17 protein-coding genes and 1 pseudogene are annotated in these 15,498 nt (G+C 53.2%); 9 read left to right on the top strand and 9 right to left on the bottom strand.

The features are described from left to right. Positions 1-110 precede the first annotated feature (110 nt). The 4 genes from OGY07_RS21600 (at position 111) to OGY07_RS21615 (ending at position 4,138) form a co-directional block, all read left to right on the top strand. The gene (locus OGY07_RS21600) at positions 111-1,394 is read left to right on the top strand and encodes a YeaH/YhbH family protein (RefSeq protein WP_042287579.1); all 1,284 of its coding nucleotides are present in this window, start codon (positions 111-113) and stop codon (positions 1,392-1,394) included. A 136-nt stretch (positions 1,395-1,530) separates the two neighbouring features. Further along, positions 1,531-3,021: a diguanylate cyclase DgcJ gene (gene dgcJ / locus OGY07_RS21605; RefSeq protein WP_286603076.1), complete on the top strand. Its 1,491-nt coding sequence runs from the start codon at positions 1,531-1,533 to the stop codon at positions 3,019-3,021. Positions 3,022-3,062: 41 nt separating this feature from the next. Continuing rightward, the gene (locus OGY07_RS21610) at positions 3,063-3,566 is read left to right on the top strand and encodes a YbaK/prolyl-tRNA synthetase associated domain-containing protein (protein WP_042287581.1); all 504 of its coding nucleotides are present in this window, start codon (positions 3,063-3,065) and stop codon (positions 3,564-3,566) included. 125 nt (positions 3,567-3,691) lie between these two features. Then, positions 3,692-4,138: a DUF441 domain-containing protein gene (locus OGY07_RS21615; protein WP_042287584.1), complete on the top strand. Its 447-nt coding sequence runs from the start codon at positions 3,692-3,694 to the stop codon at positions 4,136-4,138. Here OGY07_RS21615 and OGY07_RS21620 read toward each other — a convergent pair. Then, positions 4,121-4,913, bottom strand: a pseudogene (locus OGY07_RS21620) (AraC family transcriptional regulator); the annotation flags it as partial. The gene OGY07_RS21615 and the pseudogene OGY07_RS21620 sit on opposite strands and share 18 nt — an antisense overlap. A gap of 99 nt (positions 4,914-5,012) precedes the next feature. On the opposite strand from OGY07_RS21620, the gene OGY07_RS21625 reads away from it, so the two are divergent. Beyond that, entirely contained in the window at positions 5,013-6,197 is a 1,185-nt protein-coding gene (locus OGY07_RS21625) for a CynX/NimT family MFS transporter (RefSeq protein ID WP_181821444.1), read from the top strand. Between the two features lie 50 nt (positions 6,198-6,247). Here OGY07_RS21625 and OGY07_RS21630 read toward each other — a convergent pair whose 3' ends face one another. Further along, positions 6,248-6,955 carry a CTP synthase C-terminal region-related (seleno)protein gene (locus tag OGY07_RS21630; protein ID WP_060569636.1) on the bottom strand — a complete coding sequence of 236 codons (708 nt, stop codon included), beginning with the start codon at positions 6,953-6,955 and terminating at the stop codon, positions 6,248-6,250. 151 nt (positions 6,956-7,106) lie between these two features. Here OGY07_RS21630 and OGY07_RS21635 point away from each other — a divergent pair, with 151 nt between their 5' ends. Further along, positions 7,107-7,616: a 2-thiouracil desulfurase family protein gene (locus tag OGY07_RS21635; RefSeq protein ID WP_286603425.1), complete on the top strand. Its 510-nt coding sequence runs from the start codon at positions 7,107-7,109 to the stop codon at positions 7,614-7,616. Next, complete coding sequence (locus OGY07_RS21640; RefSeq protein ID WP_060569634.1) at positions 7,600-7,947, top strand: DUF488 domain-containing protein; 348 nt, start codon at positions 7,600-7,602, stop codon at positions 7,945-7,947. Before OGY07_RS21635 ends, OGY07_RS21640 begins: the two co-directional genes overlap by 17 nt. Here OGY07_RS21640 and OGY07_RS21645 read toward each other — a convergent pair. Together OGY07_RS21645 and OGY07_RS21650 are read right to left on the bottom strand one after the other, a co-directional pair. Continuing rightward, on the bottom strand, positions 7,933-8,244 hold the full coding sequence (locus OGY07_RS21645) for a hypothetical protein (protein WP_269535944.1): 312 nt from the start codon (positions 8,242-8,244) through the stop codon (positions 7,933-7,935). The genes OGY07_RS21640 and OGY07_RS21645 overlap by 15 nt on opposite strands. A gap of 74 nt (positions 8,245-8,318) precedes the next feature. Further along, positions 8,319-8,573 carry a putative hemolysin gene (locus OGY07_RS21650; RefSeq protein WP_286603081.1) on the bottom strand — a complete coding sequence of 85 codons (255 nt, stop codon included), beginning with the start codon at positions 8,571-8,573 and terminating at the stop codon, positions 8,319-8,321. 161 nt (positions 8,574-8,734) lie between these two features. On the opposite strand from OGY07_RS21650, the gene OGY07_RS21655 reads away from it, so the two are divergent. After that, entirely contained in the window at positions 8,735-8,833 is a 99-nt protein-coding gene (locus OGY07_RS21655; protein WP_042287604.1) for a YoaK family small membrane protein, read from the top strand. Between the two features lie 137 nt (positions 8,834-8,970). On the opposite strand, the gene OGY07_RS21660 is transcribed toward OGY07_RS21655, so the two are convergent. Beyond that, the gene (locus tag OGY07_RS21660; protein WP_042287607.1) at positions 8,971-9,219 is read right to left on the bottom strand and encodes a GlsB/YeaQ/YmgE family stress response membrane protein; all 249 of its coding nucleotides are present in this window, start codon (positions 9,217-9,219) and stop codon (positions 8,971-8,973) included. A 463-nt stretch (positions 9,220-9,682) separates the two neighbouring features. Between OGY07_RS21660 and fdhF the strand changes: the two genes are divergently transcribed. Then, a complete protein-coding gene (gene fdhF, locus OGY07_RS21665) occupies positions 9,683-11,830 on the top strand; it encodes a formate dehydrogenase subunit alpha (protein ID WP_286603083.1) in 2,148 nt (715 codons plus the stop codon). Between the two features lie 42 nt (positions 11,831-11,872). On the opposite strand, the gene OGY07_RS21670 is transcribed toward fdhF, so the two are convergent. The 4 genes from OGY07_RS21670 to OGY07_RS21685 all read right to left on the bottom strand — a co-directional run bounded on the left by OGY07_RS21670 (position 11,873) and on the right by OGY07_RS21685 (position 15,402). Then, positions 11,873-12,520, bottom strand: coding sequence for a hypothetical protein (locus OGY07_RS21670; RefSeq protein ID WP_181821447.1), 648 nt, complete (start codon positions 12,518-12,520; stop codon positions 11,873-11,875). A 199-nt stretch (positions 12,521-12,719) separates the two neighbouring features. Continuing rightward, positions 12,720-12,902, bottom strand: a complete 183-nt coding sequence (locus OGY07_RS21675; protein ID WP_042287613.1) for a DUF1869 domain-containing protein — start codon at positions 12,900-12,902, stop codon at positions 12,720-12,722. A 2-nt stretch (positions 12,903-12,904) separates the two neighbouring features. Beyond that, positions 12,905-13,267 carry a DUF1971 domain-containing protein YeaR gene (yeaR, locus tag OGY07_RS21680; RefSeq protein WP_042287615.1) on the bottom strand — a complete coding sequence of 121 codons (363 nt, stop codon included), beginning with the start codon at positions 13,265-13,267 and terminating at the stop codon, positions 12,905-12,907. Between the two features lie 158 nt (positions 13,268-13,425). Continuing rightward, positions 13,426-15,402 (bottom strand): acyltransferase family protein, encoded by a 1,977-nt coding sequence (locus OGY07_RS21685; RefSeq protein WP_286603087.1) that lies wholly within the window; start codon positions 15,400-15,402, stop codon positions 13,426-13,428. Between the last annotated feature and the right edge of the window lie 96 nt (positions 15,403-15,498).

The following is a 15,498-nucleotide window of genomic DNA, read 5'->3' on the forward strand; positions in this document are numbered from 1 at the left end:
GGCGGCGCACGCTTGCCGGGCCTATTACAACGTTCCGTAGGCCGGAGACGCGCGAGCGTCCTTCGGTATCTACAGACACTGCGTGTTGGCAAATGCAGTACGGGGGGCATATGACCTGGTTCATAGACCGACGACTCAACGGCAAAAACAAAAGCACGGTTAACCGCCAGCGCTTTTTGCGCCGTTATAAAGCGCAAATCAAACAGTCGATCTCCGAAGCCATCAACAAGCGTTCGGTGACCGACGTAGACAGCGGTGAGTCTGTCTCGATTCCTACGGAAGACATCAGCGAACCGATGTTTCATCAGGGACGCGGCGGCCTGCGCCATCGCGTACATCCGGGTAACGATCACTTTGTGCAGAATGACCGCATAGAGCGGCCGCAGGGCGGTGGCGGCGGTTCCGGCAGCGGACAGGGTCAGGCCAGCCAGGACGGTGAAGGGCAGGATGAATTCGTCTTCCAGATCTCGAAAGATGAGTATCTCGATTTGCTGTTCGAAGACCTGGCGCTGCCAAACCTGAAGCAAAACCAGCAGCGCCAATTGACGGAGTATAAAACTCATCGCGCGGGATATACGTCGAATGGCGTTCCGGCCAATATCAGCGTCGTTCGCTCGCTGCAAAACTCGCTGGCGCGGCGCACGGCGATGACCGCCGGTAAGCGTCGCGAACTGCATTCGCTGGAAGAAGAATTAGAGACCCTCAGCAAACGCGAACCGGCACAACTGCTGGAAGAAGAACGCCTGCGTAAAGAGATTGCCGAACTGCGGGCGAAAATCGAGCGCGTGCCGTTTATCGACACGTTTGATCTGCGTTATAAAAATTACGAAAAGCGTCCCGATCCTTCCAGCCAGGCCGTCATGTTTTGCCTGATGGACGTCTCAGGCTCAATGGATCAGTCTACCAAGGATATGGCGAAGCGCTTTTATATTCTCCTTTATCTGTTCCTGAGTCGGACCTATAAAAACGTGGAGGTCGTTTATATCCGCCATCACACCCAGGCGAAAGAGGTCGATGAGCATGAGTTCTTCTACTCGCAGGAAACCGGCGGGACGATCGTTTCCAGCGCCCTGAAGCTAATGGATGAGGTGGTGAAAGAGCGTTACGATCCCGCACAATGGAACATCTATGCCGCGCAGGCCTCGGACGGCGATAACTGGGCCGATGACTCCCCGCTGTGTCATGAGATCCTGGCGAAAAAACTGCTGCCGGTGGTGCGTTACTACAGCTATATCGAAATCACCCGCCGCGCGCACCAGACGCTCTGGCGCGAATACGAACATCTGCAGGCGAGTTTTGACAATTTCGCCATGCAGCATATTCGCGATCAAGACGATATTTACCCGGTGTTCCGTGAACTTTTTCATAAGCAAGGCGCCACCAGCGCCAGTTAAACAATGACCCGCCAGGCAAATGTGCGCCTGGCGGGTTCATTTATTCTCTGTTACATCCTCTCCTTCCGGGGTCATTAGGTTGAAACTGGCGCGTGTGATAAAATAGAGTGTCTGACCAGGAGAGTTGCTGTTTATCATGAAATTGCCGCACAAAGCGCTCAGGCTCTTTATTTCTGCAAGCGTTGTTGTTTTAACCTCCTCGTTTCTGATTTATGAGCTTGTCAATAGCCACAAAATGATGAACGCCTATATGCGTTATCTGATAGAAAAGGCCGACTCCTCTTTTTTGTATGACAAATATCAGAATCAGAGTATCGCCGCTCACCTGATGCGAACCTTTGCCAGCCCACAAAAAACGCCGCCGCCAGAAAAACGTCGCACGATTTGTCAGGCTTACGAACATGTGAATCAGGTATATGGCCTGAATTTGACGCGCCATAACTACCCGGCGCTTCACGGTACGCTACAAACGGCCTCAGCAGACTGCGAACAGATTGCCCCCGAAGCATTACGCTTAACCGCGTTTGATCGGGCCGTCCTGGTGAACTATAAACAAGCCGATTACGGTAACGGGTTAGCCACCCGGGAAACAAAATTCCGCTATTATCTGGATCTGCAGGACCACTATATTTATTTCTATCGACGGGTTAATACACGTCAGTTCGCCATGCATCACTGGCATTTCTTACAAAAAGGCTCGCTAGGAATAAATATGGCGGATATTGACGGTGTGTTTACCGGACGCACCGTGCTGTCGAGTATTTATCAGGACGATCGCACCGAACTGAACGTGATGAGCTTTTTAACGCCGGTCTACCTCGACGGCACGTTAAAAGGGATGGTCATGGTGGATATTAATAAACAGAACTTGCAGAATATTCTTTATCCCCACGATCGCCCCCTTGTCTGGCGCTATCTGAATGCCGCGGTGACGGATACCGATTCCGGGAAAACCATTATTATCCATCAGAGCGAAAATAATCTTTTTCCGTATGTCCGCTACGTTGTTGATCTCCCCGGCGGGCTCCATGTCGCACTGTCGCTCGATATTCTCTACTTCCTGATGTCGGCGTGGAAAATTTTTCTTTTTTACCTGATAGCCACCGCCCTGCTGCTTAATATGGTCAGGCTCCATTTTCGTCTTTATCATAACGTGACGCGGGAAAATATTAGCGACGCGATGACCGGTTTATACAACCGTAAAATTTTAACGCCCACCCTTGAACAGCGGTTGCAGCGGTTTGTCAGCGCGGGTACGCCGGTCACCTTCATTGCGATCGATCTCGATAAGCTTAAGCAGATCAACGACACCCAGGGACATCAGGAGGGCGATCGGGCCATTACCCTGCTGGCGAAAGCGATCGAGGCGTCAGTGCGCAAAAGCGACTATGCCATACGGCTGGGGGGCGATGAATTCTGCGTGATCCTGATCGATGCGGAACCTGACATGGCCGCGCGTTTACCGGAGCGAATCAGCCAGCATCTGCACACCGTCGCGCCGGAAAAAGCGATCCGTTTTTCGTCAGGCGTATACAGCATGCAGCCGGACGATACGCTTCATGACGCCTATAAAGCCTCGGATGAACAGTTGTACCGCAATAAACAGCAAAACCATCAGCGTTCGTGATAGTCTTTTAGCCTGTTTTTTCGCGCTAACAGGAGTGAAAAATGAGCGAATTAGTGAAGGGCAGCGTAACCCATCAGCGTTTGATTGATTTGCTGTCGCTGGAAGGCGCGCGTTATCGCATTGTCAGTCACGAAGCGGTGGGTAAATGTGAAGCCGTGTCGGAAATTCGGGGAACCGCACTGGGTCAGGGCGCAAAAGCACTGGTCTGCAAGGTTAAGGGTAACGGCGTGAATCAGCATGTGCTGGCGATCTTACCCGCCGACCAGCAAGCCGATCTTTCGCTTCTCGCCACCCATCTTGGCGGACTTCGCGCATCACTCGCCAGCCCTGCCGAAGTGGATGCGCTCACCGGCTGCGTGTTCGGCGCCATTCCACCGTTTAGCTTTCATCCGCAGCTTAAGCTGGTCGCCGACCCGCTGTTGTTCGAACGGTTCGATGAGATCGCCTTTAACGCCGGCGTGCTCGATAAATCGATAATCCTTAATACCCGCGACTACCTGCGTATCGCCCAGCCTGAACAGGTCGCTTTCCGTCGCCTAACCTGAGCACGTCGCTGTTTCGCCGCATTATGCATTTGCCAGAAATGGCCAACCAGGATGAAAAAAGTCTGTTCACTCACGCGTTTGAGCGTAGAGTTAACAGGCTTACTTTTTTTGGCAAGGAAACCACGATGTTTGATGTCACTCTGCTGATCCTGCTCGGACTGGCAGCTCTGGGCTTTATCAGCCATAACACCACTGTCGCCGTTTCAATTCTGGTGCTGATCATCGTCCGCGTTACCCCTCTCAACGCTTATTTTCCGTGGATAGAAAAACAGGGGCTAACCATCGGGATTATTATCCTGACGATTGGCGTTATGGCCCCCATCGCCAGCGGTACGCTTCCGCCTTCCACGCTCATCCACTCCTTTTTGAACTGGAAATCGCTGGTCGCCATTGCGGTCGGCGTGGTGGTGTCGTGGCTCGGCGGGCGCGGCGTCACGCTGATGGGCAACCAGCCGCAACTGGTCGCCGGTCTGCTGGTGGGTACTGTGCTTGGCGTGGCGCTGTTTCGCGGCGTCCCGGTGGGACCGCTTATCGCCGCCGGTCTGGTCTCGCTTATTGTCGGGAAGCAGTAGTTAATCCCGTCAGATAACGGCCTGGGGTCTGGCCCAGGCCTTTTTTAAACATCGTAATAAACGCCGTCGTGGAGTCATACCCCAGTAACTGCGCGACCTGCTGCACGTTATTTCCGTCCACCAGCGCCCTCAGCGCGAGAATAAGCTGCAACTGATGCCGCCACCGGCGAAAGCTGAGGCCGGTCTCTTTGACCACCAGCCTGGCAAGATTACGCTCGCTCATGGCAAAGGCATCCGCCCACTGTCCCAGCGTTTGCCAGCGGGCGGGTTCGCGCGCCATCGTGTCGACCATCCGGCGAATTTTAGGGTGGGCGGAAACCGGTAGCTGCAATTGCTCCTGCGGTTGCTGTGGCAGTTCGTCAAACAACACCTGGGTCAGACGCCGGGTGGGCGGCTCAGCCCGTTGGCTGTCGCTGCGCGTCGCCAGCGCCAGAATAAGTTCCCGGCAAAGCGGCGTAATTTGTAACGTGCAGCAGCGATCCGGCAGCGTCACCGCGTCCGGTTCGATAAACAGAAAACAGAGCTCCGCGTTGGCCGTCGCATGGTTACTGTGCGGAATACCGCCGGGGATCCAGACGCCGTACTGCGGCGGCACCATCCACATCGCCCGCTCCACCTCACAGGTAATCGCGCCGTGCAGCGCCATAATCAACTGCCCCTTACGATGCTGGTGCAGCTTACTGAACAGTTCCTCAGGCTGCACCCGAATACGAAATGCCACGGCAGGGTCATGGTGAAGATCGGGTTCATATCCATCAAGTCGCAGGCTGTACATCATTTTGTCCGTTTTTAGCGATAAACTGTCATTTTAGCTTGATTTGTTATTCCGGCAAACGCGGTATGGTACGCCCTCACCCGTTGATATGAGATAACAATGACTTTTTCTTCACCACGCGGCAAACACAGCGCCCTGATGATTGCGGGCATCCTGATGATTGCCACCACGCTACGCGTGACCTTCACCGGCGCGGCGCCGTTACTGGACGCGATTCGCGCGGACTACCACCTCACCACCGCCCAGACCGGCCTGTTAACCACCCTGCCGCTGCTGGCTTTTGCGCTGGTTTCACCACTGGCCGCAAACGTTGCCCGGCGTTTTGGGATGGAGCGCAGCCTGTTTATTGCGATGCTATTGATTTGCGCCGGTATAGCCGTGCGCTCATGGCCTTCCGCCCCGCTGCTGTTTGCAGGAACGGCGGCGATTGGCTGCGGCATCGCGCTGGGCAATGTACTGCTGCCAGGACTGATCAAGCGCGATTTTTCACAGCATGTCGCCAGACTGACCGGCGCCTACTCTCTGACGATGGGCGCGGCGGCGGCATTAGGTTCCGCGCTGGTGGTGCCGCTGGCGCTGAGCGGTTTTGGCTGGCGCGGCGCGCTGTGTACGCTGATGATTTTTCCCTTACTGGCCCTTCTGATTTGGCTGCCGCAGTGGCGCAACGCCGCCACCGCAACCCTGACCTCCTCCCGCACCTTGCGCGCACGCGGTATCTGGCGCTCCGCGCTGGCCTGGCAGGTGACGTTGTTTCTTGGTATTAACTCACTGATCTATTATGTGATTATCGGCTGGCTGCCCGCGATATTAATCAGTCATGGTTTCAGCGAAGCGCAGGCGGGTTCCCTGCATGGTTTGCTGCAACTGGCGACCGCGGCGCCCGGTTTGCTTATTCCACTTGTCCTGCACCGCTTTCGCGACCAACGTTGCATCGCCGTACTGGCATCGCTGATGTGCGCCTGTGGCGCCGCGGGATTGTGGTTCATGCCCGTCCAGGCGGTTGCGTGGACGCTGCTGTTTGGATTCGGCTCGGGAGCCACAATGATCCTCGGGCTGACCTTTATCGGCCTGCGCGCCAGTTCCGCGCATCAGGCCGCGGCGCTCTCTGGTATGGCGCAGTCCGTTGGCTATTTGCTGGCGGCCTGCGGACCGCCGCTGATGGGAAATATTCATGATGCGCAGGGCGACTGGCAGATCCCGCTGTTGGCTGTCGCGGCGCTGGCGGTGCTGATGGCGGTGTTCGGCCTCTATGCCGGACGCAACAAGGAGATTGCCACAGCGTAACGTATGGCCCCCGAGATTGCCGGACGACGACGCCCTCCGGCAGTTGACGTTTACCCCCGCGCGGCGCGCAACATCGCCTGAACGAGCGGAACCGGTTTACCCGCCAGCGCGCCACGTTCATGCTGGAACAGCGTCGCCACAAAAAACGGATGCGTCACCAGCTCGACCGCGCGGATATCGCCATTGTCATCCCAGCCGGTCACCCGCAGATCGCCGCTTTCCAGCTCACGGGCAAACGCGTCCGCAATACCATAGTTACAGTGATAGCCTTCCGTAACGATCGGCTGACCATAGGCTTTGGCGATCAGCGTATTGGCGCGCAGTTCAATTGCATCCGTTTTTTCGACCAGCGAGCAGGTCAGCGGCATAATAACCATCCGCCCTTCGGTGTCGGTTTCAGCATGCGCCGCATCGTGCCAGCCCAGCACGTTACGGGCGTATTCCACTATCGCATGTTGAAACCCTCCGCAGGTTCCCAGGAAAGGAATGCTGTTTTCCCGGGCATAGCGAATGGCGGTCAGCGCGCCGTCGGTATTTTGATAAGGACTGCCCGGCACGACCCAGATTGCGTCATACCCCACCAGATCTTCTGCGCTGTTAATTTCCGTACTGGCAAGCCAGTCGTAATCCGCGATCAGCTCAAGGACCGCGGCGGCATCGTCGATGGCCAGGGGAATCGCCTGATGCGCCGTGACGCTGGCGTTATAATCACCGACCAGCGCGATCCGCAGCGTATCTTTTACAGGGGATATTTCCATGAAGAATTCCTTACGTCAGAGCAATTGGGGACAACATAAGGAACCTCAGCCTACCGATCTTTTCCCGCTATCACAATCCCTTAATTTAGGGATGGCGAGCCACGAAGTGCTATAGTGGTAACGTTTTTTCCGTTTTGACGCCTGAATCATGATGAAAAGTAAAATACTGATTAGCGCATGCCTGATGGGGTTTAAGGTTCGCTATAACGGTAGCGAGAAAACCCCTTTAAACGCAGTGCTTTCGCGTCTGCAGGAAGAACAACGTCTGGTCGTTCATTGCCCCGAACTGGCCGCTGGCATGCCGATACCCCGCCCACCGGCAGAAATTGTCTTTGCCAATGGCGATGCAGTCATGCAAGGGCGCGCAAAAGTACACGAAAAGACCGGCAAAGATGCCACCGCGCATTATCAACTTGCCGCCTGGCTTGCCCTTCGCGCCGCGCAGGAAGCCGGATGTGTGGTCGCGTTACTTACCGATGGCAGCCCCACCTGCGGCAGCCAGTTTATTTACGACGGCACGTTTAGCGGCAAACGTCATCCCGGCATGGGGGTCGCTACCGCGCTGCTGCGTCAGCACGGCATTACCGTTTTTTCCGACCAGCAGTTAGCTGACTTTTGCGCCTGGATTGAAGAGAGAGATAAACATGAAAATTCAGTGTAAGCGCGTTTATGAACCCGCAGAACAAAGCGACGGTTACCGCGTGCTGGTGGATCGCTTGTGGCCGCGGGGCATCAAAAAAGCGGATCTCGCTTTTGATGAATGGGTCAAAACGCTTACCCCGTCGACCGAACTGCGTAAGATGTTTCATGCCGCAACGATTGATTTTACGCACTTTGCCGGGCTGTATCGTGCGGAACTCGCCGCCGAGCGCCAGGAAGGGGAACGGCTGGCGAAGATTGCCCGTCAGCAAACGCTGACGTTACTGTACGCGGCCAAAAACGACGAACAGAATCACGCCCTTGTGCTGGCGGACTGGCTACGCGAGCTGTGATTCGCGGGCATTGACTGCATCAGGCTGCGCGTCGGGTAACAGTGGCATCAGGTGCTCCGCACGTACCCAGGCAAACCCCTGCTGCCCATTCGCGGCAACCACATCGCCTGTCACCAGCCAGAGCGCCCGCGGCGTCTCTTTTGGCAGCATGGTCGTAAAGCCATTCACCGGGTTGATAAACACCTCGCCCGGTTGACACAGGTGAAACAGTTCTACCGACTTGCCAATATTGCAACGTCCGGTGGACGTTTTCGCGCCAATAATCATCGCCAGCGTGCCTGGCTTTAACTGGAACATACTTCTCTCGTTACGCTCTTGTACTGTAGATTAAGACTATTCCGAGAGATGATAGCCTGCCAGGCCCCCTGTTGTCACTTCGTCGATTGCGGATGATCGCGACGCCACAGTTCCCATTCGTCAATGACTTCGCCGCCCGGCAGTTTGCAATCGGAGCGCACGCCCTGCGGGCTTTGCACCGGCACTAACGTCCCGCCTTTTTGCTCACAATAGACCGCCGCAGGGTTTGCCATCCCCACCTTCGGTGGCTTTGGCGCATCGGGTTGCGATGCCGTCGTACAGGCTGACAATAAACAGGCGCATGTCAGCGCAATAAGCAGTGATTTCATATTCCCTCCGTTAACGGTGATAGCGCACTAGCGTACCGCGACTGCCTTCCGGTCTCCATGTTTTCCTGCGTCGTCGTTAAAAGCGTGCGGACATTCTCTTTTGTCACTCATTAACCCCTGTTATCCTTGCGGCTCTTTGCATACTTCTGACAGGTGATCGCATGAGACTGGGCATTCTGTTTCCCGTCGTCATTTTTATTACGGCCGTGGTTTTTCTGGCATGGTTTTTTATCGGCGGCTATGCCGCGCCGGGAGCATAATTCATGAAAAAAACAACCCTGATAATGATCGCCGTAGCGATAGTCGCTGTGCTGGGAACCGCGTTAGGCTGGTGGTGACGCTGGTCTAAATGACAAAGGCCACCCTGAGGTAGCCTTTTGTCTGCAAATTTTACCGTTTAGCTTTTGATTTTTCTGTAGATAACCAGCACGACAATCGCGCCGATTACCGCGACCGCGAAGCTGCCGAAGTTAAAGCCGTCCACTTTCCCGAAGCCCAAAAGCGTGCTGATCCAGCCGCCGACGACGGCGCCGACGATCCCCAGAATGATCGTCATGAAGAAACCACCACCATCCTTACCAGGCATAATCCACTTCGCCAGAATACCTGCAATAAGACCAAAAATAATCCATGAAAGAATGCCCATTTTTTCCTCACTTATGTTTTTACGTTAGCGGTTTAGTCGCCGTTAAAAAGCATAGCACATCATCAGGAAATTGAAATTTGTGATGAAAATCACTTTATTTACCCTGCGTTGTTCTCCTGCAAAAGTTGGGGTTGCATATTCAAATGATAAAGATTATCTTTCTCATTACTGAATAGTTGAGCAAAAAGCTCAGGTATTCAGTACGACATTGCTCACATTGCTTCCAGTATTTCTTGCCCGCCTCTGTGCGGGCTTTTTTTTGACGTTGCCTCGTCATTTATGTCGAACGGGCTGTCATTTCCTCCCCCTTCCTGTTCCAGAACCGCGCCACTGCGGGTTTCTTCATTCTGGCACGCATTATGCTTATCGCCATGCGTCATAATGACAATCCGAAGCGTCGGCGACAGTGCTGACGCTTCCTCTACAATTCGCGCTATTTCAGCATTTAACAGGTCTGTTATTGATGAAAAAAATCACCAGTGTGTGCCCCTACTGCGGGGCCGGGTGCAAGCTCAAGCTTGTTGTTGAAAATAACAAAATCATCCGCGCTGAAGCGGCTGAGGGTGTGACTAACCAGAACCAGCTCTGCCTGAAAGGTTACTATGGTTGGGACTTCCTGAACGATACCCGCCTGCTGACGCCCCGTCTGACTCGCCCCATGATCCGCTATGAAAAAGGCGCTAAATTTACCCCGGTCAGTTGGGATGAAGCCATCCGCTACACCGCGCATCGTTTGCTGGCTATCCGCGATACCTTTGGTCCACGCGCCATTATGACGACCGGTTCTTCCCGCGGAACGGGGAATGAAACCAATTATGTCATGCAGAAATTCGCCCGTGCGGTTCTTCATACTAACAATGTGGATTGTTGCGCCCGCGTATGCCACGGTCCTTCCGTCGCCGGACTCCAGGAAACCCTGGGCAATGGCGCAATGAGTAACGCCATTAGCGATATTGAACATTCCAAATGCCTGCTGATCTTTGGCTATAACTGTGCGGACTCTCACCCTATCGTGGCGCGCCGGGTCATTAAAGCGCGTCAGAATGGCGCAAAAATTATCGTCTGCGATCCTCGCCGTATTGAAACTGCCCGCATTGCCGATCAGCATCTGCAGCTTAAAAACGGGTGCAATATGGCGCTGGTTAACGCCTTTGGCTACGTGCTGATTGACGAGCAGTTATACGACAAAGCGTATGTGCAGCAGCATACAGAGGGCCTGGATGCCTACTGGCAGACGGTGAAAGACTATTCCCCTGAAGCCGTGGAACATCTGACTGGCGTTCCGGCTTTGCAGGTGCGCCAGGCAATGCGCACCTTTGCCGCCGCCCCTTCCGCAACCGTGATGTGGGGAATGGGCGTGACGCAGTTCGGCCAGGCGGTTGACGTGGTGCGGGGGTTATCCAGCCTCGCTTTGTTGACCGGTAATCTGGGGCGCCCTTACGTCGGCGTCGGACCGGTGCGCGGACAGAATAACGTTCAGGGTGCCTGTGATATGGGCGTGTTACCTAATATGTTCCCGGGGTACCAGAGCGTGACCGATCCGGTTATTCGTCAGAAGTTCGCCCATGCCTGGGGTATCAATCCTGAGCGGATGGACAAACACGTCGGGACGCGCATCACCGAAGTACCGCATCTGGCGCTGGAAGGTAAAATCAAAGCCTACTACATCATGGGGGAGGATCCGCTGCAAACAGAAGCTGATTCGAGCCTAGTTCGCAAAGGCTTCGAGGCGCTGGATTTTGTCGTGGTGCAGGATATTTTCATGACCAAGACCGCAGAGATGGCCGACGTCATTTTACCGGCAACCTCCTGGGGCGAACACGGCGGCGTATTCACCTGCGCCGACCGCGGCTTTCAACGTTTTGAAAAAGCCATTGAACCGACCGGTGACGTGAAGCGCGACTGGGAAATTATCAGCCTGCTGGCCAGCGAAATGGGGTATCCCATGCATTATGACAACAATCAGCAAATCTGGGATGAGATGCGCGAACTGTGTCCGCTGTTCTATGGCGTAACGTACGAAAAAATGGGTGAAATGGGACACGTACAATGGCCCTGCCCGGACCTCGATCATCCCGGAACGCCCTATTTGTACGCCAACAGTCGCTTTGATACGCCAGACGGCAAAGGCAAGCTGTTTGCCGCACCGTGGCGCGCGCCTGCGGAAATTCCGGATGAGACGTATCCGATGGTGCTCTGTACGGTACGCGAAGTGGGTCACTATTCCTGCCGCTCGATGACCGGGAACTGTGCGGCGCTTCAGGCGCTTGCCGATGAACCGGGCTATGTGCAGATTGCCGCCCAGGACGCACAGGAACTGGGGATCCGCCATCGCGATCTGGTGTGGGTCAGTTCGCGACGCGGCAAAGTGATCAGCCGGGCCGATGTCTCAGAGCGCATTAACCGCGGCACGGTGTATATGACCTACCAGTGGTGGATTGGCGCATGCAACGAACTGACGCAGGACAACCTCGACCCTATCTCAAAAACGCCGGAAACCAAGTATTGCGCGGTGAAGGTAGAAAAAATTACCGATCAACAGTGGGCTGAACGATACGCCGCGCAGACCTACAGCGAGATGAAAATGCGACTGTGTGAGGCGATCGCCTGACAGCGTTTGCACCTGAACCCGCAGTGCGGGTTCAGGCCGCGTTCAATAGCCGACGTGCTGCGGCTCGCCCAGCGGCAGCGCGCGCGCTTCCCGCCGTTTATCCTTCCGCATAAATCCCAGCGTGATAAAAAACAGCCCTGCCATAAAGGGCAATTCATACAACTCTTCAATCAAATCGGTATAGTTGACGTCGTGCAAAAAGAGTGGAGCCAGCAGGCGGTGATGTTCGACAGTATCCGAAATCAAAAACGAACAGGCCGTCAGCGCAAACAACCACACGGGAAGCGGTTCCTCACGCAGACGACGCGCAATCTCCCGGCGCAGTGAAGCAGACAGGCAAACCGGTAACACCAGCGCGGCAATCAGTATGACCGAGATCCCCCGAAACAGTATTCTGGGTTCGTCAGGAAAATAATCGCGTCCCCAACTGGTGCTTCGCCCCAGCAGCACTACCCACCAGACCACCGCCCATAACCAGAACTGTTTCGCGCCTTCAGGTCGGGAAAGCGGTCGGATATACCAGGCGGTGAACAACGCGCCAAACAGTAGCCATAGCGCCTGTCCGTTCTCAACCCACGCGACAAGCGCGCCATGAAAAAGCGGCAGATGCCAGTTTGCGGTGAACGGGATCGCGACGGCAGCTAGCGTAAGAAAGCCGGTTGTGGAGGAAAAACGTGCGTCAAGTTTCATGGGTATCAGTTCTGTTAAGGTTCTGTTACCCGATCATAAATTTTACGAATATTCTTACCTTAGCAATCCATGCGGTGAACTTAAGGTTTTCTTAAGGTTTCGTTTCAATTCATTTCTGTGATGTGTCAAACATTGCGAAAAGACAAAAAAAACCGTACTGCATCGCCTGTATGCAGTACGGTTGTTATTTCCGACGGTCTTACCAGCCGCAGACGTCGTGCTCGTTTTCCGTATCGTATGAACGAACCGTATTCACCAGATCTTTGACCACCTCAGCGGCCACTTCCGGCACCAGCAGGGTCATCGGCGCATCGGTTTCATAATCGACAGACACACCATTGCTGTTATTCGTCACGCTGACGGTATAGGTTGCTTTTCCCATGATTATTTCTTCCCGGTATGAATGACTTTTCGTTGGTTTGCGCTTTCCAGCAGAACCTCCGGCGCGACGAAAAAATCGATATTGAAATAGGTGTCATCGGTCATCACTTCGATGTTGTGCCACTTTTCAGGTGGAAAAACACCAAACTGACCGGCTTCGATGATCATCACTTTTTCCGGTTCCGGACTGTGTTCATCGGCATAGCCGAGATATTTGACCGCCCCCTGCATCACCGACAGGCGGGGATACACCCCCGGTCGGGTTCCTTTATCAAGGTGGCGTTCGAAAATTCCGGCAGGCGCGGTCTCTTTATTCCAGAACGGCGTGGAGCGCGTATGGATATGGTTTTGTGGAATCTGAAGCATGTTCTTCCCTCATCCAGTCGATAGATGCGGTTGTGTTTAACCCGCTGTTCCAGAAAGGTTACGCCTCATAACTGGCATTTTAAATACACCAAAAGGGGCACATGCTTCTTTTCCACTGTCGGGGCGACACGCCTACTTGTGCGCCTCGCCCCATGACATCATCTACCCGGCGGGATGAGCGGATTGCCGTATTGTTTCAGCCAGCTCTCTGCTAACTTTTTAGTGGCGTAATCGTTCAGATGCCCAACGTCACGGTACAACGGGATCCCGTTAATTTCTGTTTTGCAGATTCCGTCAGGGCATTGCACCCTTTTTGGATCGATAACGATCAGAGATGGAAACTTTGCCTGCAGCGTTGCGTACATTTTTTCTGTCCACACCGCCGGATTGATTTGCGGCTGCGGATTACAGGATTGATGCTCATACTCGCCCCGTGTTTTAAAATGCTCATAGAAACAAGTCAGATAATTTTCCGGCATCGGGAACATGCTTTTCACAAGAATCGGCTGCGCGCCAGCATCGATAATGGCTTGTACAGCCTGCCCGGTCGCGCGGGTCACAATATTGATGGACTCAGTTTGTGACGGGGTATCATTAATATGATCTCTCACCCTGAACGCCGCATAGTTTTCCCATACCTGAGAAATGATGACGTATTTATACTTATGGCTTCGAATAGCGTCATAATATTTTTCGACGTTTTCGTGGCAAATCTGATAATGATCGCCTTTATAAGTATACAAATCATCATGGTATACGCCCGGAATCGCCAGACACAACGAAGTCGCTTTCATATCCACAGCAACTTTTGCATTTTTTCCCATGACATCAAAAAAATTCCAGTACTGATTGGAATGCGAATCGCCCATCAGTATCGCACGTTCTGAAGACGTTTTATCCCCTACCACACACGCCATATCGGTTCCTGATACATTCGCATTCATACAGTCCTGCCGCTGTTTTAACTTTGTCTCTTTCAGAACGCTATTGATATGATGAAGCGTCTCACCAAACCGGAGATAACTAAAACCATCAAAATGCTTGCTGACAGGGATCAAAACGATAATGGCGAGCAGTGGCGCGACCAGCAAGATAATCAGCGTTTTTTTCAAAGACTGCCGGGGCTTTCTATAGGGTTTTTCAACAAAATAGTATGATCCCACCGCTAAAAGAATAGACAAACACAGGCCTGCCAGTCGGGCATAGACATGGGTAATCCCTATATAGTGCAATGTCGCGAAAATAGGCCAGTGGAAAAGATACAGTGAATACGAGATTTTACCGAGCCATACGAGAGGGGAGAATGATAAGCAATTATTGATTAGGATATTTTCCCGGGAGCCGCTAAAAATCACTATTGCTGTACTGAGACAAACCGCCAGCGTATAAACGTTGGGATAACCCAGAATGACATCCGTTCTGAAGCTGATAGTAAAAATAACAATAATCGCAAGTAGTGAAATAATATTAAGCGCAACTGTATTTACTCTCTTTGCCAATGGCAGGTAAATACATACGCAGACACCAAGCATAAACTCAAAGAACCGGGAAGCGAAAAAATAATAGGTTTTCGTCGGCTGTGCAGATGTATAATGCCAGGTAATTGCGATACCCACTACCGTTATCAGCAGCGAGCCGTACTTAATCGTTCGCTCATTTGTTTTCTTACGGAAAAAATAATAAATAATCGGAAAAAAAAGATACCATTGCCACTCAATAGACAGTGACCAGGTATGAAGCAATAACATCGCGTTCGAGTCAGGCGCTGCATATGCGGTCGTTTCATCACCAAAATAGCGGTTTGAGACGATCAGTAAGGTCTGTTTTATGCTTTTAAGAAAAGGTGCGTAATCTTCAGGTAACCAGAATACCGAAGCCAGGACGAAACAAAAAGCCATCATCGCCAGCATAGCAGGCTGCAAGCGCCATAGCCTGCGTAGGTAAAAGTCGCTAAAGCTAAATTTACCCGCATCCATTCTGTCTTTGATTATCGAGGCAATGAGGAAGCCAGAAATAACGAAGAAAATATCAACCCCAATAAAACCGGATGCGAATACTGTAAACCCGGCGTGAAATAGCACCACCAGCAATACGGCAATCGCCCTGATGCCGTCAATATCTGAACGATATTTCATCCATTACCCTGCCAATAAAATATAAAGCACGGATTTTACACGAGTTTATTTAAAAGTGAACCGCTATGGCTCACTGTTTCTCTACGCTTCCGATAC

This window comes from Citrobacter sp. Cs237 (assembly GCF_030332325.1).
Classification (GTDB): domain Bacteria; phylum Pseudomonadota; class Gammaproteobacteria; order Enterobacterales; family Enterobacteriaceae; genus Citrobacter_A; species Citrobacter_A sedlakii.

Bases quoted from the DNA above. Each gene is read 5' to 3' on its own strand.
- OGY07_RS21600 (WP_042287579.1), top strand. From the start codon at position 111: ATGACCTGGTTCATAGACCGACGACTCAACGGCAAAAACAAAAGCACG.
- dgcJ (WP_286603076.1), top strand. From the start codon at position 1,531: ATGAAATTGCCGCACAAAGCGCTCAGGCTCTTTATTTCTGCAAGCGTT.
- OGY07_RS21610 (WP_042287581.1), top strand. From the start codon at position 3,063: ATGAGCGAATTAGTGAAGGGCAGCGTAACCCATCAGCGTTTGATTGAT.
- OGY07_RS21615 (WP_042287584.1), top strand. From the start codon at position 3,692: ATGTTTGATGTCACTCTGCTGATCCTGCTCGGACTGGCAGCTCTGGGC.
- OGY07_RS21625 (WP_181821444.1), top strand. From the start codon at position 5,013: ATGACTTTTTCTTCACCACGCGGCAAACACAGCGCCCTGATGATTGCG.
- OGY07_RS21630 (WP_060569636.1), bottom strand. From the start codon at position 6,955: ATGGAAATATCCCCTGTAAAAGATACGCTGCGGATCGCGCTGGTCGGT.
- OGY07_RS21635 (WP_286603425.1), top strand. From the start codon at position 7,107: ATGAAAAGTAAAATACTGATTAGCGCATGCCTGATGGGGTTTAAGGTT.
- OGY07_RS21640 (WP_060569634.1), top strand. From the start codon at position 7,600: ATGAAAATTCAGTGTAAGCGCGTTTATGAACCCGCAGAACAAAGCGAC.
- OGY07_RS21645 (WP_269535944.1), bottom strand. From the start codon at position 8,244: ATGTTCCAGTTAAAGCCAGGCACGCTGGCGATGATTATTGGCGCGAAA.
- OGY07_RS21650 (WP_286603081.1), bottom strand. From the start codon at position 8,573: ATGAAATCACTGCTTATTGCGCTGACATGCGCCTGTTTATTGTCAGCC.
- OGY07_RS21655 (WP_042287604.1), top strand. From the start codon at position 8,735: ATGAGACTGGGCATTCTGTTTCCCGTCGTCATTTTTATTACGGCCGTG.
- OGY07_RS21660 (WP_042287607.1), bottom strand. From the start codon at position 9,219: ATGGGCATTCTTTCATGGATTATTTTTGGTCTTATTGCAGGTATTCTG.
- fdhF (WP_286603083.1), top strand. From the start codon at position 9,683: ATGAAAAAAATCACCAGTGTGTGCCCCTACTGCGGGGCCGGGTGCAAG.
- OGY07_RS21670 (WP_181821447.1), bottom strand. From the start codon at position 12,520: ATGAAACTTGACGCACGTTTTTCCTCCACAACCGGCTTTCTTACGCTA.
- OGY07_RS21675 (WP_042287613.1), bottom strand. From the start codon at position 12,902: ATGGGAAAAGCAACCTATACCGTCAGCGTGACGAATAACAGCAATGGT.
- yeaR (WP_042287615.1), bottom strand. From the start codon at position 13,267: ATGCTTCAGATTCCACAAAACCATATCCATACGCGCTCCACGCCGTTC.
- OGY07_RS21685 (WP_286603087.1), bottom strand. From the start codon at position 15,402: ATGAAATATCGTTCAGATATTGACGGCATCAGGGCGATTGCCGTATTG.